24 protein-coding genes are annotated in these 21,327 nt (G+C 30.9%); 23 read left to right on the forward strand and 1 reads right to left on the reverse strand.

Going from position 1 to position 21,327, the window contains the following annotated elements; genetic code table 11:
- The first annotated feature begins 5 nt into the window (after positions 1-5).
- From M3P09_RS02955 to M3P09_RS03065, 23 genes are all read left to right on the forward strand, one after another.
- On the forward strand, positions 6-635 hold the full coding sequence (locus M3P09_RS02955; RefSeq protein WP_249971958.1) for an outer membrane beta-barrel protein: 630 nt from the start codon (positions 6-8) through the stop codon (positions 633-635).
- Positions 635-1,189 carry a crossover junction endodeoxyribonuclease RuvC gene (gene ruvC, locus M3P09_RS02960; protein ID WP_099564714.1) on the forward strand — a complete coding sequence of 185 codons (555 nt, stop codon included), beginning with the start codon at positions 635-637 and terminating at the stop codon, positions 1,187-1,189. The genes M3P09_RS02955 and ruvC overlap by 1 nt, the downstream gene beginning before the upstream one ends.
- A gap of 6 nt (positions 1,190-1,195) precedes the next feature.
- Positions 1,196-1,930: a DUF3667 domain-containing protein gene (locus M3P09_RS02965; protein ID WP_099564713.1), complete on the forward strand. Its 735-nt coding sequence runs from the start codon at positions 1,196-1,198 to the stop codon at positions 1,928-1,930.
- Positions 1,930-3,078, forward strand: a complete 1,149-nt coding sequence (gene hemW / locus M3P09_RS02970; protein ID WP_249971959.1) for a radical SAM family heme chaperone HemW — start codon at positions 1,930-1,932, stop codon at positions 3,076-3,078. Before M3P09_RS02965 ends, hemW begins: the two co-directional genes overlap by 1 nt.
- 20 nt (positions 3,079-3,098) lie before the next feature.
- A complete protein-coding gene (locus M3P09_RS02975) occupies positions 3,099-3,383 on the forward strand; it encodes a GIY-YIG nuclease family protein (RefSeq protein ID WP_099564711.1) in 285 nt (94 codons plus the stop codon).
- A gap of 39 nt (positions 3,384-3,422) precedes the next feature.
- The gene (locus M3P09_RS02980) at positions 3,423-4,175 is read left to right on the forward strand and encodes a cyclase family protein (RefSeq protein WP_099564710.1); all 753 of its coding nucleotides are present in this window, start codon (positions 3,423-3,425) and stop codon (positions 4,173-4,175) included.
- Positions 4,176-4,233: 58 nt separating this feature from the next.
- Positions 4,234-4,842, forward strand: a complete 609-nt coding sequence (locus M3P09_RS02985) for a DUF4230 domain-containing protein (RefSeq protein ID WP_099564709.1) — start codon at positions 4,234-4,236, stop codon at positions 4,840-4,842.
- Between the two features lie 7 nt (positions 4,843-4,849).
- A complete protein-coding gene (locus tag M3P09_RS02990) occupies positions 4,850-5,209 on the forward strand; it encodes an MmcQ/YjbR family DNA-binding protein (RefSeq protein WP_249971960.1) in 360 nt (119 codons plus the stop codon).
- Between the two features lie 168 nt (positions 5,210-5,377).
- Positions 5,378-6,208, forward strand: coding sequence for a hypothetical protein (locus tag M3P09_RS02995; protein ID WP_249971961.1), 831 nt, complete (start codon positions 5,378-5,380; stop codon positions 6,206-6,208).
- Positions 6,209-6,328: 120 nt separating this feature from the next.
- Complete coding sequence (locus M3P09_RS03000; RefSeq protein ID WP_249971962.1) at positions 6,329-6,907, forward strand: PhnA domain-containing protein; 579 nt, start codon at positions 6,329-6,331, stop codon at positions 6,905-6,907.
- A gap of 208 nt (positions 6,908-7,115) precedes the next feature.
- Positions 7,116-7,520, forward strand: a complete 405-nt coding sequence (locus tag M3P09_RS03005; protein WP_099564704.1) for a response regulator — start codon at positions 7,116-7,118, stop codon at positions 7,518-7,520.
- Between the two features lie 6 nt (positions 7,521-7,526).
- A complete protein-coding gene (locus M3P09_RS03010; RefSeq protein ID WP_099564703.1) occupies positions 7,527-8,066 on the forward strand; it encodes a heme NO-binding domain-containing protein in 540 nt (179 codons plus the stop codon).
- Positions 8,066-10,162, forward strand: coding sequence for a PAS domain-containing sensor histidine kinase (locus M3P09_RS03015; protein ID WP_249971963.1), 2,097 nt, complete (start codon positions 8,066-8,068; stop codon positions 10,160-10,162). The genes M3P09_RS03010 and M3P09_RS03015 overlap by 1 nt, the downstream gene beginning before the upstream one ends.
- A gap of 2 nt (positions 10,163-10,164) precedes the next feature.
- Positions 10,165-10,482: a histidine kinase gene (locus M3P09_RS03020; RefSeq protein WP_099564701.1), complete on the forward strand. Its 318-nt coding sequence runs from the start codon at positions 10,165-10,167 to the stop codon at positions 10,480-10,482.
- A 14-nt stretch (positions 10,483-10,496) separates the two neighbouring features.
- Positions 10,497-11,210, forward strand: coding sequence for a LytR/AlgR family response regulator transcription factor (locus tag M3P09_RS03025; protein WP_249971964.1), 714 nt, complete (start codon positions 10,497-10,499; stop codon positions 11,208-11,210).
- Between the two features lie 101 nt (positions 11,211-11,311).
- Positions 11,312-13,900: a DUF6923 family protein gene (locus tag M3P09_RS03030; protein WP_249971965.1), complete on the forward strand. Its 2,589-nt coding sequence runs from the start codon at positions 11,312-11,314 to the stop codon at positions 13,898-13,900.
- A 184-nt stretch (positions 13,901-14,084) separates the two neighbouring features.
- Complete coding sequence (locus M3P09_RS03035) at positions 14,085-14,471, forward strand: hypothetical protein (RefSeq protein ID WP_249971966.1); 387 nt, start codon at positions 14,085-14,087, stop codon at positions 14,469-14,471.
- A 1-nt stretch (position 14,472) separates the two neighbouring features.
- On the forward strand, positions 14,473-14,958 hold the full coding sequence (locus tag M3P09_RS03040) for a hypothetical protein (RefSeq protein WP_249971967.1): 486 nt from the start codon (positions 14,473-14,475) through the stop codon (positions 14,956-14,958).
- 150 nt (positions 14,959-15,108) lie between these two features.
- Positions 15,109-15,723, forward strand: a complete 615-nt coding sequence (locus M3P09_RS03045; protein WP_249971968.1) for a M23 family metallopeptidase — start codon at positions 15,109-15,111, stop codon at positions 15,721-15,723.
- Between the two features lie 475 nt (positions 15,724-16,198).
- Entirely contained in the window at positions 16,199-16,735 is a 537-nt protein-coding gene (locus M3P09_RS03050) for a DUF2199 domain-containing protein (protein ID WP_249971969.1), read from the forward strand.
- A gap of 140 nt (positions 16,736-16,875) precedes the next feature.
- Positions 16,876-17,688, forward strand: a complete 813-nt coding sequence (locus M3P09_RS03055; RefSeq protein ID WP_249971970.1) for a DUF3179 domain-containing (seleno)protein — start codon at positions 16,876-16,878, stop codon at positions 17,686-17,688.
- A gap of 157 nt (positions 17,689-17,845) precedes the next feature.
- Positions 17,846-18,166 (forward strand): hypothetical protein, encoded by a 321-nt coding sequence (locus M3P09_RS03060; protein ID WP_249971971.1) that lies wholly within the window; start codon positions 17,846-17,848, stop codon positions 18,164-18,166.
- A gap of 662 nt (positions 18,167-18,828) precedes the next feature.
- Positions 18,829-19,215, forward strand: a complete 387-nt coding sequence (locus M3P09_RS03065) for a DUF2200 domain-containing protein (protein ID WP_249971972.1) — start codon at positions 18,829-18,831, stop codon at positions 19,213-19,215.
- A gap of 10 nt (positions 19,216-19,225) precedes the next feature.
- On the opposite strand, the gene M3P09_RS03070 is transcribed toward M3P09_RS03065, so the two are convergent.
- A complete protein-coding gene (locus tag M3P09_RS03070) occupies positions 19,226-21,307 on the reverse strand; it encodes a tetratricopeptide repeat protein (protein ID WP_249971973.1) in 2,082 nt (693 codons plus the stop codon).
- Between the last annotated feature and the right edge of the window lie 20 nt (positions 21,308-21,327).

Here is a 21,327-nt window from a genome sequence, read left to right on the forward strand (position 1 = left end):
ATTTTATGCCTCTAAAATTTAAATCGATATTATTTTCAATAATTTTTATTTTCTGTAGTTTTTCAGCGGTTTCACAAAGTGATAAAAGCACGGTTAAAGCTCAATTTGCGTTAGGCATTAATAAGCCATCGGCAAGTGGGTTTGTTAATAATTTTGAAGCCAAATCTGTTAATTTTCCTAGCATAAACTTAGGTGTTCAATACATGTTTAAGCCTAAGTTGGGAGCAAAATTAGATTTTGGTTATAATCGTTTTTCAAACTTAAATGATACACCAGAATTTAAAATTAATTACACTCGACTCAATGCGCAATTGGTTTATGATGCAACAAGCATATTTAGTTTTTTACCACAGCAGATGGGAACATTTGTTCATGCTGGACCAGGTTATACAACTATAAAGCCTTTAGGGAATTACACTCAAAATGATACTTCTTTTTTAAATGCAATGGCAGGAATAGAGTTTCATTATGGAATTTCCGATAAACTTTCGGTATATTTTGATGCATCTTATATATTAAGCTTTGGAAAAGATTTTAATCCTGTTTCAAGTGGGTTGGGATCGTTTAACGGAAACATGTTAACATTAACAATCGGCGCATCTATTTCACTTAGTGGTTGTCAATATTGCGATTAATGGGCAAAGAAAGAATTATTTTAGGAATAGATCCAGGAACAACTATTATGGGTTTCGGGCTTATAAAAGTAGTTGGGAAAAACATGCATTTTGTTCAGCTTAATGAGCTGGATTTAAAAAAATATAGCGATCATTACTTAAAGTTGAAACTTATTTTTGAACGTACTATAGAGCTTATAGATACTCATAACCCAGACGAAATTGCTATTGAAGCACCGTTTTTTGGTAAAAATGTTCAAAGTATGCTCAAATTAGGGCGTGCGCAAGGTGTAGCAATGGCAGCAGGTTTAAGTAGGGAAATCCCTATAACTGAATATCTTCCTAAAAAAATAAAAATGGCAATTACTGGTAATGGAAACGCTAGTAAAGAACAAGTTGCCAAAATGCTTCAAAATTTATTAGGATTAAAAACGTTGCCTAAAAATTTAGATGCTACCGATGGTTTAGCTGCTGCAGTTTGTCATTTTTATAACTCAGGAAAAGTTACTGTTGGTAAAAGCTATTCGGGCTGGAGTGCTTTTGTAAAGCAGAATGAAGATAGGGTTAAAAAGTAGCAAAGTATGAGTGTAATTTGTAAAAATTGTGAAATAGTTACCAGTGGTAAACATTGCTCTAATTGCGGACAAAGAACTTCTATTAATAAAGTTACATTTAAAGAAACATTTCAAGATTTTATTGACGCTGTTTTTTCAGTGAATTCACCTTTATTTCTTACTCTTAAACTATTAATAATAAATCCAGGAAAATTATTTAGAGCATACTTAAGTGGGAAAAGGAAAATGTATTATAAACCAGTACCTTTTTTTATTTTAATAGCATTAATTTTTGTAATTGTAAAAGCATTATTGAATTATGATCCAATGGAGAATATGGCAACAGCCGGAGGCGCCGAAATAAATCAAAGTTTAATAAATAATGCTGGGGTTTTTATGTCGAAAAACATAAATAATATTATTTTCACTTTCGTTTTTTCTTTCGCCTTAGCTGTTAAACTATTCTTTTTTAAAAAATACACATTTGCTGAATATATAGCTGTTTCATTTTACGTTATTGGGTTCTATATGTTTGCCACTGTTGTATTAATGTTTGGGTTACAATATGCAAACCCGCAGTATAGAATGTTGCCGTTTATTTTTATGTTCTTTTACATGATTTATGCATTAATTTCATTTTTTCAAAAAATAAGCATATTAAATATTATCAAGGGTGTTTTTATATATTTTATCTCTGTAATATTATATATTATAATTGGTTATGGAATTTCATTAACTATTGTTTGGTTAAAAACTAAGTAATGGCAGGTATCTACATTCATATCCCTTTTTGTAAACAGGCATGTTATTATTGCGATTTTCATTTTTCTACATCTTTAAAAAAGAAAGATGAATTGATTCAAACACTTATAAAAGAGTTAGGGTTAAGAAAAATTGAACTTGAAAACCAATCTATTGAAACCATATATTTTGGAGGAGGTACACCAAGTTTGCTAACTAATCATGAATTGCAATTGTTGATTGATTCGGTTTACGAAAATTATAAGGTAATTGAAAACCCAGAAATAACTTTAGAGGCTAACCCAGACGATCTTTCTAATAATCAAATTAATGATTTAAGAAATACTCGAATAAACAGACTTAGCATTGGTGTTCAATCTTTTTTTGAAGACGATTTAAAAAGCATGAATCGTGCGCATTCATCTGAAGAAGCAAAAAAATGCTTATCTGTGGCAACTCAACATTTTGATAATATAACTATCGATTTAATTTACGGTATTCCAGATATGAGTTTAGAAAAATGGAATAAAAACCTAGAAATGGCTTTTGACTTTGAGATTAATCATATTTCAAGTTACGCATTAACAGCAGAACCTAAAACTGCGTTGTATACATTTATAAAAAAAGGGACCTACCCACCAATTGACGAAAATTTAGCATTGCAACATTTTAATCATTTAATAGAAAAAACAACTGAGCATGGGTTTGTGCACTACGAGATTTCTAATTTTGGTAAGCCAAACTATTTTTCAAAACACAATACCTCTTATTGGCAAGGGAAACCATATATAGGAATTGGACCTTCGGCGCATTCCTTTTCTAAAACACAACGTAGTTGGAATGTTGCTAATAATTCAAAGTACATTCAATCTATTCATGATAATAAATTGCCAAATACAATTGAAAACTTATCTATAAAAGACCAGTATAATGAATATATTATGACAGGTTTAAGAACTATTTGGGGCGTTTCTTTATATAAAATTGAAGCTGAATTTGGCATTCAATTTTTGCAATATTTAAAAACATCATCTGAAAAATTCATAAATAAAGAACTGCTTGAAATCACAACTTTTTCTGGTTCTCCAAACCTTAATGTTTTAAAAACAACCCAAAAAGGAAAATTTTTAGTTGACGGTATTGCCTCTGAATTATTCATCCTGAACTAGATTCAGGATCTTTTTAAAATATGAAAACAGGTTTTGTATACATCTTATCAAACAAGAATAGAACAGTTTTGTATATTGGAGCTACTGGCGATTTAAAAAAGCGAATAGAGCTACATGTTTTAGGTAAAGCAACAGTGTTTACTAAAAAGTATAGTGTGAATGAATTATTATACTTTGAAGAATTTCAGGATTATCATGATGCTTTTTTAAGAGAAAAGCAATTAAAGAATTGGAGAAAAGAATGGAAATGGCATTTAATTGAATTAAAGAACCCTGAATTAAAAAACTTATATTTGGAATTATAGATTTAATAATAAAACGATACTGAAATAAATTCAGCATAAATGATCGCAACTATACAATACAATTCTAGGAAAATACAAATTGATGTGTCCAAACCTATAGATATTTCTATAGCAATTGATATGTCTAAAGAAAATATAAATGCTTGGTATGTTGATGATCCAAAGATTATTCCTGAAGATTCTGATGGTGAAATTATTAAAGTTTCAGAAGGAGCAGTAGTTAATTTTAACAACATTCATTTTAATCCTCATTCGCACATAACACATACTGAGTGTGTTGGTCATATTACAAAAGAAGTCCATTCAGTAAACAAAAATTTAAAGCACTATTTTTTTGTGGCAGAAGTTGTAACTGTTGCACCAGAAAACGATGGAGACGATTTTTTTATATCAAAAAAACAAATTAAAACGGCTTTAAGAAATAAAAAAAGAGATGCTATTATTATTAGAACTTTACCTAATTTATTGGAGAAAAAAAGTAAGCGATATTCTAATACAAATCCGCCTTTTTTATTAGAAGAAGTCGCTGTTTATTTGAAAGAAAAAGGAATTAAGCACTTATTAATAGATTTGCCATCGGTAGATAAAGAAAGGGATGATGGGAAATTGTTGGTTCATAATGCGTTTTGGAACACCAAAGGAGAACTTAGAATGGATGCAACTATTACAGAATTTATTTATGTGCCAAACACAGTTGATGATGGTGAATATTTACTGAACCTTATGATTGCTCCTTTTGAAAATGATGCAACACCAAGTAAACCTATTTTATATAAAATTGAAAATCAATAATTTTTTTTTGGAATACTATTTGATTTTATAAGATTAAAACAAAATAACTAATAAATTAATGGAAGCATTTTTAGGAATAATCATTGGTGTTTTAGCGAGTTTAGGTGTTGTTACTTATCTAAAATCTCTTAAGAAAAAGCAATTAGTTAACTCACAATCTGTATTGCTTTTAGATAAGATAAAAACAGTTTGCAAGTTTATAACTGTTGAAGGTGATTTTGCTGAAATATATCATTATGAAGATGTAAAAGAAAAATTCCTAAAGCTTATTTCTAGCAAAAAGAAAGCGCTTGTAGTTATTAACGCTAAAGCCTATGTGGGTTATGATTTAGCTAAAATTCAGCTTAAGCCTGATAATGATAATAAGAAAATTATATTAGAACATTTTCCGCAACCTGAAGTTTTATCCATCGAAACTAATTTGAATTATTATGATAAATCAGACGGTTTGTTCAATAAATTTGAAGCAACCGATTTAACTGATTTGCATACCGAAGCGAAGCAGCATATTAAAGATAAAATTCCAGAAAGCGGTTTAATTCAGGTCGCACAAAAAGAAGCTTTAGAAACCATTTTACTTATGGAAACTATTGTTGAAACCATTGGTTGGAAATTAGATTATTCAGCTTTAAAACTTGAAGATGCAAGTGTTAAAAAAATTGAATAATTAATTTATGAACATAGAGCAAATTCGCGAACATTGTTTAAGCAAAAAAGGAACAACAGAAGAATTTCCTTTTGATGAGCATACTTTGGTCTTTAAAGTATTAGGTAAAATGTTTGTAATTGCCCCTCTTAATAAATGGGAAAAAGAGGAAGCTACCATAACCTTAAAATGCAATCCAAATTATACAATTGAATTGCGTGAAGAATACGAAAGTATTTATGCAGGACCTTATGTAAGTAATAAACATTGGAACACCATTTCTATATACAAAGGCGAGTTAAAACCACAATTCATTATTGAATTAATCGATCATTCTTATGATATGGTTGTTAAAGGCATGACTAAAAAAATGAGAACGCAATTGTAAGTAGACATTACTAAAGTGTTAATAGTCAAATAAATATTTTGTATATTTAAACTCATACATCAAAAATCTCTCAATCTCTAAAAATTTATTAATAGCATAATCACGAGCCCTTAAATCTTAAAGTAGTATTAACCAAACCAATATATTAACTTTAATTTTTAACAGATTATGAAAACAACCAACCGATTATTTTCAGCAATTGTAGTTTTACTATTGTTGCTAAACACTACAACAATTTTTGCACAAGAAGATGCACCAGCAGGACCAGAATATGTTACTGTAACTACCATGCATTGGAATATGGACTTAGAGGATTTTAAAATGGATGAATGGAAGGCTACAGAGAAGGAATACATGGATAAAGTAACTAAAAAGAATGAGCATGTTATGGCAGCTGGGTTTTATTTGCATAGAATAACACCAGATAACAGAGAGTTAGTTTATGTGCAAGCCTATGCAAACTGGAATGCTATAGATTTAGCAGCTAAGCGAAACGATGAGTTAGCTAAAGAAGCTTGGGCTGATGAAGATGAACGCAAAGCTTTTTTAAAAAAACAAGGCAATTATTATTCACCCTTTCATTCAGATGAAATTTATGCAACCATGCCGCTTGCCAAGAGCTTATCAGAAGACCCTAAAAAAGACATGATTGTATACTTGCGCACTAGCCATTTTGCTTTCCCAGAAGATGGTTCGTACAAAGAGTTTATGGATACTTTTACTGAGTATACTGAAAACGTAACACACAAAAATGAATATGTAAAAGCATATTATCCTATGAATCATGCTTACGGATCTGATAAAACGGAATTTGTGGAAGCTTTCTTTTTAGATTCTTTAGCTGATTTAGATAAGAAGTTTGATAAAGATGGAGAATTATTTGATGCACATTGGAGTACTGAAGAAGCAAAAAAAGAAATGGGAAAAATAGGAGATAAATATTTTACTGGCGTGCATGGTGATGCCATATATACAGTTGTTCCCGAACTTAGAAAATAATATAACTGATTATTTAAAAAATGGATGCTTTTAAAAGTATCCATTTTTTTATACAAGTAATTGTAATTTGTAAAGCCTGCATTTTAATCCTATTATTGCAAAATCAAATAAAAACATACAATGAGTTTATTACAAACATTGAAAGATAGAAGCCAATCTACTTGCGAATTATGTGCAGCTACTGAAAATTTAGATATATATGAAGTGCCACCAGTATCAACAGCAGGAGTAGATGGTAGTTTGTTAGCATGTAGTACTTGTATAACTCAAATAAATAACCCAGAAACCACTGATGCAAACCATTGGAGGTGCTTAAACGATAGTATGTGGAGTGAGCATCAAGCTGTAAAAGTAGTAGTTTGGAGGTTGTTAAGCAGATTAAAAGCTGAAGGCTGGCCACAAGATTTACTAGACATGATGTATTTAGAAGACGATGTTTTGGAGTTTGCCAAAGCTACGGGAGAAGGTTTAGATGAGAGTGATAAAATAATTCATCGCGATGTAAATGGAGCTATTTTAAATGCAGGAGATTCAGTAGTTTTAATAAAAGATTTAAAAGTAAAGGGCTCTAGTATGGTTGCTAAACAAGGAACTGCCGTGAGAAATATACGTTTAGATAGAGATAATGATAAATATATTGAAGGTAAAGTAGGGCCAACACAAATCGTTATCATTACCGAATACGTGAAAAAATTATAGAATTAGTTTTTCTTTTTTGTTTTTAAAATAGAAGGCTTCATTCCTAGTGATTGCATTGATTTGAAAACTTTTCGATAAGAAAATAAAAACCATTCGTCGACACTTATCCGTCATTCATCTACACTTAATTCTGCCTTAACGAAATAAAGCTAGTATTTCGTCTTACATCATTTAATTTCACACAATTAATAGTGAAAATCATAACATAATGAAAGCCTTAAATATATTATTAATAGAAGATGATACCATTGAAACAATGAAATTCAATAGAACCATTTCTTCCCTTAAATTAGAACATAATGTTACAGAGGCCAACAATGGAGAAGATGCTTTAAAAATTTTGCAAAAAAAAGACGAATTACCTGACATAATTTTATTAGATTTAAACATGCCTAAAATAAATGGTATAGAGTTTTTAAACATACTTAAAAATGATGATACTTTAAGGCATATTCCAACTGTTATTTTAACCACGTCTAACAATCAAAAAGATTTATTAGAATGCTATAAAATAGGAATTGCAGGATATGTTTTAAAACCATTAAAATACGAAGCGTATGTTTCTAAAATTGAAAAACTATTAGCATATTGGAGTATTAATGAATTAAAATAATTAGAGATGAAAGGTATTGTTTTTACTGAGTTTTTAGATTTGGTTGAAGATAAGTTTGGATTAGAAATGGTTGATAAAATTATTAACGAATCTAATTTAGAATCTAACGGGGTTTATACATCTGTAGGGACTTATAAGTTTTCAGAAATGCTTCAATTACTTCAACATTTAAGTGCTAATACAAACATTTCTATTGATGACCTATTATTGGTTTACGCAGAACATTTTTTTAGTGTTTTAGAAGTAAGTTACCCAGATCTAATAGCTACCTACAAGGACCCAATAGAAATGCTTGCTTCAATAGAAAACCATATTCATGTCGAAGTTAGAAAAATTTATCCTGAAGCAGAATTGCCAACTTTTGAAGTTGTTAAAAAAACAGAGAATTCTCTTGAAATGATATATAAATCAAGTAGAGCAATGCATCATTTCGGATTAGGGTTAATGAACAAAACCTTCGAGCATTTTAATTCTACAGCTACCATTATATTAGAAAAATTAAAAGAAGACGGTACAGAAGTCAAGTTTTTAATTAACAAAAATTAATGAGTCAAAAACAGATTGACATATTAGAACGTGCTTTAGCACGTGAAAAAGCTGCTAGAAAACAAGCGGAAAAAATATTAGAGGATAAATCACTACAACTTTTTAATACAGCACAGGAGTTAAAAGGAGCAAACGAAAAACTAGAGTTGCTTTTAGAGGAAAAAAAATCTCAATTGCAGGGTGTTTTTGAAAACATTAATGATGCTTACTTAATAATGGACCTTAATGGTAATGCTGTAAAAATGAACGATGCAGCGACAGAACTTTTTGGATACGATATAAGTAAAGAAAGACTTAACGTAATAAATCTTATTTATAAAGCTGATGCCAATTATGCATTTAAATCATTTAAAAAACTAAGAAAACACGGCTCTTTTACAAATTATACTGCACGAATTATAACAAAAACAAAAGCTGTTAAGTGGGTACATATTAATGCTAGTGTAATTTATAACAAGGTAAAGCAACCAATAGCTGCCCAAGGTATTATAAGAGATATTACTGAGTCTAAGCGCACTGCAGCACTTATAGAAGAACAAAAGAAGGAGTTGGATATTATTGTTGAGAATTCGTCTTTGGGAATTGTTCTTTCCCAAAAAGGAAATATAATTAGAACTAATGATGCTATACAGGAGTTATTAGGATATACAGAAAAAGAACTTTCAGAATTAACTATTAAAGATGTATCAGCAAAGGAAGACTTTTCAGAATCTAAAGACTATTTAATAAAGATGGACTCTGGAAAAATCGACAACTTTGTTATAGATAAACGCTATAAGAAAAAAGATGGATCAGTACTTTGGGCAAAAACTAACGTAAATGCTGTAAGAGATAACTTGGGCAATATTAAATATCAAGTTGCCCTTATTGAAGATATTACCTCAGAGCGAGAAAAATCATTGATAATAGATATGATTAATGATGTTGCTAAGTCTATATTGGGTAAAATGAATATTTATGAAATAGCCTGGGAAATCACCCATAATATTGCAGAATATTTAAATACTAATGATTGTATTATCTATTTAGTAGATCAGGAAAAAGAAACATTAGAGCAAATTGCAGCTTATGGAGAAAAAGTAGAAGGTAAAAATCAAATTCTTAATAAAATTACGCTCCCCATAGGTAAAGGTATCGTTGGTACAGTTGCAAAAACAGGAAAAGCAGAAATAATAAAAAACACAGCATTAGACTCTAGATATATAGTTGATGATGAAAAGCGATTATCTGAAATTACGGTACCTATTATAAGTGATGGGCGTGTAATTGGAATTATTGATTCTGAACATATAGAAAAAAATTATTTCACAAAAGAGCATTTACATACCCTAGAAAGTATTGCTAATCTGGTAGCCATGCAATTAAAAAGTGCTATCAATTTAAGAGAACGACAAAAAGCAGAATCTAAGAATGTAGATCTTTTAACTAAATTAGAAAAAAGTAATGAAGAACTTCAAGAATATGCGCATATAGTATCTCATGATTTAAAATCACCTCTGCGAAGTATAGATGCATTGGTTAATTGGATAAAAGAAGACAATAAAGGTAAGCTAGATGATACTAGTAATAAGAATTTAGAACTTATTGAAACAACGCTGGAAAAGATGGAACAACTTATTTCAGATGTTCTGTTATATTCAAGTGTAGGTTCAGACTCTACTAAAAAAGAAGAGGTAGATTTAAATATTCTAATAGAAGATTTAAAGCAAATTTTATTTGTGCCAGAACATATTAAAATAGAAACTTTAAATCCATTACCAATAGTTTACGGAGATAAAGTGAAGCTTCAGCAATTGTTTCAAAATTTAATTAGCAATGCTGTTAAGTTTAATGATAAAGAAGAAGGACGCATTGAAATTGATGTTCAAGATCAAAAATCATTTTATCAGTTTTCAATAAAAGACAATGGTATTGGTATAGATAAAAAGTATCATAACAAAATTTTTAAAATTTTTCATGCCTTGCAAGAAAGTAAAGAGTCTACAGGAATTGGGTTATCTATAGTTAAAAAAATCATAGATTTATTTAAAGGTGAAATCTGGATAGAATCTATACCAACAAAAGGAACAACCTTTCATTTTACATTAAAAAAATAATTATGGAACGGCCTAATTTGTCTTATATAGATACACTCTCTGGAGGTGATGATGTTTTTAAGAATAAGCTAATTACAATTATAAAAACAGAGTTTCCTGATGAAAAAGCAGTTTATTTAAAAAACATAGAAGCAAAAAAATTTAAAGAAGCTTCAGAAAATGTACACAAACTTAAACATAAAATTAGTATTTTAGGACTTGAAAAGAGTTATGCTATAGCTGCGGATTTTGAAAACAATTTAAAAAAAAATAAAGCTGCTGGTAAAGAAGATTTTGATAACATTCTTCAAGTTATAACAAACTTTCTAAATACTTTGTAATATTATTTATTTTTATGAACTGTATTATTGTTGATGATGAGGCTACTGCCAGAACTATTATAGCACAATTGTGCACAAATGTCCCTAGTTTAAATGTTTTGGAAGAATTTCCTAATGCTATTCAAGCAATGAAATATTTAAACCAAAATGAAGTAGACTTGATTTTTTTAGATATTCATATGCCCGATTTTACAGGCTTTGATTTTATCCAAACATTAAAAAACCCACCAAAGATAATTTTAACAACATCAGATTCTCAATTTGCTATTGAAGCTTTTGAGTACGATTGCATTGTAGATTATTTAGTAAAACCAATTGCCTTACCACGTTTTGAAAAAGCAATTCAGAAAGCAGAAACATCAAAAGTTGCTGAAAATAAAGTAATTCCATCTGGAACAGAAACTGAAGCATCTACAGCCAATGATTTATATATAAATATTGATAGACGACTAATAAAGTTAGATATTCCTAGCATATATCTTATCGAGGCTAAAGGCGATTACATTAATGTGAAAACAGAGGATAAAAATTATACAGTACATTCTACACTAAAAAAAATTGAAGATAAATTACCAAATGATTTATTCTTAAAAGTTCACCGTTCTTACATTATCAATATTAAAAAAATTGTAGATATTGAGGATAATAGTGTGCTTATTAAAAAAGATGTAATTCCGGTAAGTCGCTCAAACAGACCTGAGTTAATGAAACGGTTAAATTTGCTTTAACCTGCTAATAATTCCATTCGTCTACACTTAATTTTCATCCATCGAAAATTAAATTTTAACCCTTTATAGTGAGATAAATTTGTGGTATAAATTACTATATCATGAAAAAACTATTACTATTATTATTCATTTCAGTTTTAAGCATTAACGCACAAGAAACGCCTTTTAATTGCGATTATAACGCGTACTTATTTCAATACAATGATGTGTATGCTATAGACTTAGCTTCGGGGAATTCTTATTCGGTTGCTACCGATGTTACTGAAGGTACTATTAACGCAGCAGCATACAATCCTACTGATGGATTTATCTGGGGATCATTAAGTTTCCCATCAAAATCTATTGTTCGTATTGGTAAAGACTTCTCAACACTCATTTTTTATGTTGACGAGTTACCAACTAGTGGACGTTATGTTGGAGATGTTAGTGCAAATGGCGTTTACTATTTAAAAGGAGGAGGTACAGATTATTACGCATTAGATGTAAACCCAGAATCTGATAATTATGGAGCATATATAACCACAAAAAGCTTATCAAAAAACATAAGTATTCACGATTGGGCATTTAATGCCGTAGATGGTAAACTGTATACTGTAGAAAAGAAAACAAATATTTTATATCGTATAGATGCAGAAACAGGTGCTATGGAAAGCATGGGGGAAGTGCCTATTCTTTCAGGATTAAACTATACTTATGGTGCTGTTTACTTTGATGCATCTGGTCGATTCTATGTATCGGCTAATCAAACAGGGACTATTTATGTGATTCAAAATGTACAAGATTTAAATGGGACAAATGCAATGGATTCAAATTTGTTTGCTTTTGGCCCTTCTAGTTCTCAAAACGATGGCGCACGTTGTCCAACGGCACCAGTTCCACAAGAAGATTGTACAAATGGAATTGATGATGATGGAGATGGATTAATAGATTGTGAAGACCCTTCTTGTTCGGGGTATGCAGCATGCCCTGTTATAGAAGCACCAACTACAGGAGGGAATACAGGTGGATTAGAAAGTAATAATAGACTGTCTCAACAAATTAGTAAACGAAATTTTAACAGAGCAAAAAGCAGTTATAAGTTTGATAAAACTACTGCTAAAAGTTTCAATAAATCATCAAAGTACGGAAAAAGTACATCTAATAAAGGAGGCGGATTTCAATTGGCTGACTTAATTCCACTAGAAGTTGTTAATGAAGACCTAGCTATTGAATCTTCTCCTAGAGATTTAATAGGTATTACAAATGCTACCGATGTGTATTCTGTTGATTACTTAAGAGCAGGAGAAACTGTAGGTTCTATACTAGCACTTAGAACAGAAGATGGTGTATATGAGCATACAAAATACATTTGCGACCGATTATTAGGCGCGCAACTAATATCTGTATCTACTATAGAAATTAGAGAGCAACAATTTATAAAAGCATTAATAAGAAACATTGATGGCTCTTTAGAATTTGTTTTAAGCTTATCGGCAAAGGCAACCAAAGATGCTAATAGTTTTGCCATAGAGAGTCATTGGAACTTAGATAAATACGAGGATAATGTGCCGTTTTACAATTTTCAAATATGGTCAAACTCGTTAGATGATTTGTTACGCCTTGGAGAAGAAGTGGTTCGTTTGTTAGAAGTTCAAAAACCAATTTCAAGCTATAATAACTCTACTCCGCCAACGGTATTTGTTAGAAAAGGAAAATACCATAACGGTAAATTAGATTTACAAATTGTAAATACCAATAGAAGTGAAGCTGTTGTTTTTGATGGTGGGCTACGAGCTACAGAAACCAATACAGTAGAGTATGTATCGTCAACATTAGATTTAGATGGAAATTACATTACCAATATTGAAGTAGATGCAGGGAATCTTTTTGATATTGGATTTAGAATAGGAGATGGCATGGCGACACCTGATGATTTATTTATGTCTGATGGACCGTGGGGGTATGATGATGCTGCACCTAGCACAACAGTAACTAATTATGCGGTAAATACTAACGAAGAAGCATTTAATGATGATGAGTTTCCTATCGAGAGAAATATTGAGTTAACTGCTACCACAAGCGAATATATAGCAGCTTATAGAGCATTAACACCAAAGTTTAATCCTCTAGATTTTACAAGCTATAACAGTTTCCAATTGGAAGCAAAAGGAACAGGAACTCTAATTGTTAGACTTGTAAAAGAGGGTATTGATCACTGGGAAACACAGTATAAAGCAAGTATAGAGCTTAGTGATGATTTTAAAGCCTATAGCATTCCGTTTTCTGAGTTTAAATCTATAAACAACGAAGTGTTTACAGCAAACGATATAACCTCGGTAGTATTTACCATGCTAGCTGAAAATGGTATCGAAGAAACAAAAACCATGAGTTTACAACACGTGCGTTTTTCTAAAAGTAATACCCTTTCGGTTGAAACTTTAAATGCAGAGGATGATTATAATAAAGCTATCGCTGTACCAAACCCAATGCGAGCCAATACTACTATAAAATTTACGGCACAAACTAATGAAAATGTAGAATTGATGGTATACAACCAATTAGGCGTACTTGTAAAGCAGCAAACGTTTAAAGCTAGAAAAGGCCAAAACAGTTTGCCATTAACAAGAGAACACTTAAGTACTGGCTTATATTTTTGTACTCTTAAAGGCCAAAACACAAATTATAAAACCATAAAATTACTTATAGATTAAATAAGAGTTATTAATAGCAATTGCCCTAACTTGATAAAAAGGTAAAAAACGTAAGTTTTTTGCCTTTTTATTTTTTAAGCAGTTTGTAAATAAATTAAAAGAAAAATCTTACTATATTGGTGGTGTATATAATAGATATATAGTTATTAACTATATATCTACGTTGTAGCACATTTGAGAAACAATGAAACCTGAATTAAAATATATAGAATTAAAAAGTGGATTTGGAGACAATGGACCAGCTTGGATTGGAATTGCGGAGTTTTCAAAATCAGGTCGAACAGTTTATTTTAATGGAAAAGCTTTAAAAAACTCAAATGCACGTGGAATTTCTGGAAATTACTACGATGTTGAAAACGGAGACGAATACTGGATTTCTGGAATAAAGAAAAACGGAACTGACCGACATTGGACTGGTGGAGGGAAAATAATGATTGACAGAAAAGTTGTTGACCTTTATTTAAGTTTGGTTGACTTTAATGTTTTGGATAAAAATCGATTTGAATTAGTTGACGTTGTGCCAACTGACAAACAAAAGTTTGCGGAATTGGAAAATGAAAAGTTAAATTAAGATGAAAAGAATGAATGCTTATATAATCTTCGGAGTTTTAGCATTAATCGGAATAATTGCCTTGGTTAGTTGGAATTCAAGACAGAATACAAAAACAGCAGAAATCTCTGAAAACAGGACTGAAACACGAAATATTGAAATCCGACAAGAAGAGCGAAATTTAAAACTCGTTGTCACATACGACTATGGAGAAAAAACAAAAATCATAACTGAAAAAGCAACAGTGGAAATAATAAAAAGCACAATGGAATCAATCAATTGGAATGAATTTCACATTGTGCAACTGGAAGACAAAAATGCGAATGGATATAAAGGTTTGGACGTTGGAGGTAGTTTAGGAGATGATGGATTAGCTTCTGGACTTGTGACAGATGACGATCATATATTATTGGTAAAGCCTTTAGAAACGGTTGACCAAATGACTGAAATACTTCTTGATTTTTTGGAAGGAGAAGATATTTGGCGGAATAAATATGAATATAAATAACGTGCTACAACAACGTGTATAGCTCATTGCGGCTGAATTCCTAATCGGAATTCATTGCAATTTGCTATCTTTCGGTTACGACGGAAAATCATAGCTGATTTTCCGCAACGAGCCATACACAAACACGTTGGGTGTAATACAAAAAAACGAATGTCCTTTAAAATACAAGTCTACATTTTCATAATTTGTCTTCTTCTAAGTTGTAAAAAAGAAAGCAATAGTTCAATCAAGAAAACGAAATCTGAAACTAAAACTGAAGAATTTATAGAAAGCAAACCTGAATTAATTTACGATTCACTTTACATTTCCAAATCATTTGATTTTCCAGTTGGGAAACCTGATGCGAAAGGTTACTATAATGCACAAAAATTTCAAGAAAATATGCATTTAGGTGATGATTGGAATGCCGTGACTGGTGGGAATTCAGATTTAGGAGACCCAATTTACTCAATAGCAAACGGATACGTTAAGTTTGCTAAGAATCATGGCGGAGGATGGGGAAATGTAATTCGGATAATACACAAAATGCCGAACGGAAAAATAGTAGAATCATTATATGCACACTGTGATACGATTCTAGTAAAAGAAGAACAATGGGTTAAAAAAGGAATAAAAATCGGAACTATTGGCAATGTCGACGGTCAATATCTTGCACATTTACACCTTGAAATTAGAAATAATATTGAATTACCAATTGGTGCTGGTTATTCAGATATTACAGATGGATATCTAGACCCAACAGAATTTATAAAGCAAAATAGATGAACTGTACAACACCCAACAACGTGTATAATTAATTGCTAGGTTACTGCCGACTTACGAACATTCCTTCGGAATATTCTATCTGTGAATTATTTGCTAAATTAGGTGCTTAACCACGCAACTAACCATACACAAAACCGTTACCAAACATTTAATAAAACATTGAACAGAACACTTCGAAATATAAATTGGACCAGAAAAAGTGGAATTCTGATTATCGGAATTTGCTTAAGTACAATGCTTTTAAAATATTTAGTTCAACCGTATAGAGGAACTTGGGTTTACCAATACGGAAGTATGATTTCATTACTTGTTTTCTATGGAGGAATTTTATGGTCTTTGATTAACACAATACTTTTGATTTCAAAGCATAAAGCCGAATTGAAAAATAATCTGATTTGGATTTTTTTAAGTGCAATTCCATTTTTATATATCGGAATAATGATGACAATTGCAATGACAAAGACATATTGAATAAATGTTTTGGAAAAGAAAGAAAAATAAGTCGAATGAATTTAAATGTGTTAAATGTGGACAAGTCCATTCGGAATGGCCTGCTTTGACTTTTAAATCACCAGTAAACTATGATTCACTATCTGATCAAGAAAAATCTGAATTTGGAAAGCTGGACTCTGACTTTTGTGAAATTCACTACACGGACCAAATTGACCGATTTATAAGGGTTACGTTGACACAAAAAGTAAATGACAATTGTGAAAACCTTGATTACGGACTTTGGGTTTCGTTAAGTGAAAAAAGTTTTTCGAATTATAAAGAAAACTTTGATAATGAAAATCACGAAACTGGATATTTCGGTTGGTTATGTAGTAACATTCCTGAATATGGAGATGCAATGTCAATTCCTTGTGATGTAATTACAAAAGCAGGAAATAGTCGACCTGAAATTTTTCCTCATCAAGATTTTGACCATCCATTTGTAAAAGATTACTACAATGGAATTACAAAAGCAGAAGCGAAAAAAAGAATAAATGATATGATAAAAAACGTTGGTTAACAACGTGTATAGTTCATGTCGTTTTAACGTTGTTGAAGGGTTTTTTCGAAACCCTATCTCTTTTCTCGCTTTTTGCTAACTTAGTTCTCAAATAACACAAACCATACACAAACAAATTGGCAAATATTAGAATAAACATTATGAGAAAAATTATTTTTTCAGCAGTTATGATCCTTTTAATAAGCTGTAAAGAGGAAGGAAATAAAAAAGAGATAAAGTCAAAAGAGACTAAAGAAGTTGTCAAAAAGAAACGCCCAGTTGCTTTAGAAAATGGCAAGTTTTTCGAAGTTAATGGAAAAAAAATGTTATACGGTGGAGAAAATGAAAATCAACACTTTGACATAACTGATTATTTGCTCAAAGATGAACAGTTTCATTATGGAATTGGTCGTGAAAGATTTCCTGCTTTATTAAAACCAGAATTTATTTCAGTTAATGAAGCAAGAAAAATTTGGGCAGATAGTACGAGATTTTTGCTAGCAAAATCTGGTAATGAGGTTAAGGCTTATTCAGTAAAAGACTTAACAAGACATGAAATTGTAAACGATGTATTGGACGGACAACCTATTATGGCTGCTTATTGCATATTGGCTGATTTAGGTGCTATTTATGAACGAAACTATGGGAATAATGAACTAACATTTGCATTAAGTGGATATACCTATTATGATGAAGATGTGTGGAATGGATTAGATGGGTTTGTGTTCTGGGATAGGGAAACAGAAAGCCTATGGTGGCCATTAATTGGAAAAGCTGTTTCTGGACCTTTAAAGAATGTGAAGCTTATAGAGATGGATAAAAGTAAATGGAAGGATACTACTTGGAAATATATACGAAGAAATTATCCGAATGCGAAAGTTCTAAAGTCAGAACAAGATTTTGAAAGACCAGCTGAATGGAAAAAAATAGAAGATGTGGCTTCCATATTAGAAAATTTTTCGGCTGAGAAGTAATAACGGTATTCAACAACGTGTATGATTAATTGTTTTGGCAAGTGCTTATTTGGGAAGTTTCGTTGGAATTTTATCGCGCTCGTTTTGTTTGCAAAATTAGTTGCTGAAACACACAACGAAATCATACACAAGACCATTAGCCACAATAATAGGTGAGATGAATAAATTAGACTATAGTATATCATTGAGAGAAAAAGGTTTTGCCTCAATCGATATAAAAAAGAAAATGAAAGAGAAGGGGTTTGAGGAATCTGAAATACAATATTATTTAAAAAAATCTGATGAAATCTTTCTAAATCAGTTAACTCAAAATAAGAGGTCGAAACCTAAGAGAAAACTCAATAATGGCATAAAAATGATAGCTCTATCACTTAGTCTTATGCTCTTGATTAGCGCGTTTTTTGGTTATGTTAGAATTGGTTTGTTGGGGCTATTTTTTATATGGAGCATAGTTGGGTATAGTTCTTATAGGAAATAATATAGAGATTATGGATTTCGAAAAAACAAAATGGCGGTTAATAGATTGTGTAGTTAGTAGTTTGATTAGTTTGTATTCGGAAAATTTGTAGAATTTTCTCTGATTCGTTTTCTTTTGTTAACTTAGTTCTAATCATACTCAAACACGTTGTGTGTAATTATGTAAGCCCTGAAAACTAAGATTGTGAATAGAACTGATTTTAATCAACTTAGAATACTATTAATCTTAAATACGATTCTTCAAACTATCGTTTTTATTTATTTTATCTCCAACATAGAAACTTTTTTTCAAAACGAACAAAAACCTTTTTTTCTAAACATTGTTCCGTTTTTCCATTTTGCCTTGCTCATTCTGTTCTTATGGTTTATTTGGAGAAAAACCGATTTTGAGAATGCAAAAAAACACAGAAGTACACATCTGGTTTTATGGCTTGGGTTTTTGGGAATGTGGATTTGGATATTAGACAATAAAAAATTCATTAAAGAAAATTAAATACGCAAAAACAAACTGTATGGTTAATTGCTAGGATTTGTGTTACTCGGAAAAACCTATGAGTTTTCCTCTGGTTCATTTTCTTTTGCTAACTTAGTTCTGTTCTTGCTAATGTAGCTAACCATATACGAACACATCACTAGCACCAATTAATTCAAAATCAAATAAAAATGAAGGTTACTGCTGAAAAAAATGAAAAAGTTGCTAATATGATATTTGGATCCATTTATCCACTTTATTTGAATAGGTTGGAGAAGAATGGTAGAACAAAAGAAGAACTCAATCAAGTAATAGAATGGTTTACAGGTTTTGATAAAGATGCTTTAAAAACACTCATTGATGAAAAAGCAACTTTTAGAACATTTTTTCAAAAAGCTAAAATTCATCCTAACGCACACATGATTAAAGGAGTGGTTTGTGGTTATCGCATTGAAGAAATAGAGGATGAATTTGAATTGTATAAACAATGTAGACGCATGGAAAAGCTTATTGATGAATTGGCAAGAGGTCGTAAAATGGAGAAAATTTTACGAGAAGAAAAAAATAAAAGTAGCTAAACGTGTTTAATTAATTTCTAGAAGTAGTTTGCTGCCTAAAAATAGGACTCTTAAACAAATACCATTTAAAACGTAAACCAATTTCGGTAAATGTAAATCCTGCAGCCGTGGCTGAGGCAATATTACTACGTGTTCCAAATACATTTAAAAGCGCCCGATCTGAAAATTTATAACCTAATTTACCTTGTATTCTATAGGTACTTTGGCTGCTATTATCTTCAATGTATTGTAAACCTGTAGCAGCGGTTAACTCGTAAAACCATTCGTTAGGTTTTGTAATAATTTCATCTTTGATAAGGTTTATAAAAATCTCACCAGCATTAAATGTTGAAGGACTGAAATAAATTGTTGGCACTTGGTTTTTAAATGTAATATATTGGTAATTTAAACCTGCTTTTAATGATGGTTTACTTAAAATGTTATAATACAATGAGGTAAACAATAGATTTCTGGTGTTATCATCATTTTGTGATGTGTAATAATATTGAGTGAACCAACCCAAATTAAAATTGGTGCTCAGGTTATAATTGGCATAAAAATTATTCATTACAATTTCCCGATCTAATAAATCAGCATTAAAATTTTGAATCTCACGTTTGTAGCCAATATCTAAAATCTGAAGTTTAAAAGGTTTGATGTTAAACGATATATCAGTTAATAATTGGGTGTAATCATTTGTATTTGCTTTTGCTGAAGTAACACCAGTAGTTCCCTTAAACGTTATATTGGGTAGCAATTGATATACTAAACCAGCAGAGAAGTTGTTTGATGTCGCTTTGTTATTAGTTATGTTGTTGCTTGTAGTGCGGTAACTATAATTAGCTAACCATTTAAATTTAGTAGACGTTGGAATGGCTATATTGTTTTGAAAAGAAAAAGCTTCATTATCACCATTATCAAAACTATACGAGGCTTTAGTTTCTAAAAAAGGTGTGAAACTGGTATTTAAATCTTTTATAAAGTTAGTAGCATCTTTTTGATTTTTATAAAAGGTTAATGTGTTTTCTGCCGATGTATAAGCATCATCATAAAAACCTAAAGCTTTTAAGGCGTTTGCCTTTCCTAAGTTACCATCAAAAGAGCTGCTATCGTTCACTAAAATCTGGTTGTAATCCGCAACACTCTTTTTAAAATCACTTTTATAAATGTTTAGAGTAGCTCGTAAAGCCAAAACCCAATTTTCATTGGGCAACTTACTTACTAATGCATTTATCGAGGCTTTGGTTTGTTTATATTTTTTATTCCAAGTTAAGGCTTGTATATAGCGTTCTTTGGTTTGTTTTACTAATGCTTCATCCGTGTTTTTATCTAAAGCATTAAATGCTTGTTGACTTATTTTTAATGCGTCTTTTTCTTTTCCGTTTAAATGCTCTACCAAAGCTAATCCGTTTAATGCTGTGATTTTATTCTCTGGGTTTTTAGCAATAATAGCATAAGTGTCACGTGCTTTGTCTAATTCATTTGAAATTAAATACAAGTTGGCAAGATTTAATAAGGTGTCTTTGTCATCTTTAAAAATCTCAAGGTTTTCTTTTAAAAGCCTTTCTGCTTCAGTATAGTTTTGTTGCTGCTGGTTTTGGTAAGCATAACCTAAATACATATATTTTTTAGAGGTTAAAGCATTTTGGTTGCCTGGAGAAACGTTTAACGCCTTATTGACATAAACTAAAGCTTCATCATAAATTTTAAGATTTGATAATGTATTAGCATAACCCAAAAGAGCTGGGAAGCTTTGATTATTTTCATCTATTAGATTTTTGTAAAAAGGTTTCGCAACATTATAATTTTTATTCCAAAGTAAAGCCTCGGCATAATTGAGTTTAATTTCAAAGTCGTTCGGATACGTTTTTAGTAGGTTAGTAAATATGGAAACAGCCTCTTTCGAATTTCCGTTTAATCCAACTGCTCGACCATAGCATAATTTAGCGGTTTTGTTGTCTGGATAGTCTTTTAATACGGTTTCAAAAAACGATTGTGCAGCTTCATATTTACCTGTTTCTAAGTAATTGAAACCTGTTTGCATGTCTTGCGCATACATAGAAGTAGTTATGAATAACACAAGTATTTTGATTCGAAATTTAAAGGGTATCATTTGGTTTTTTATCATAATGC

Origin of the sequence: Jejuia spongiicola, from assembly GCF_023502325.1 — a bacterium.
Lineage (GTDB): Bacteria > Bacteroidota > Bacteroidia > Flavobacteriales > Flavobacteriaceae > Wocania_A > Wocania_A spongiicola.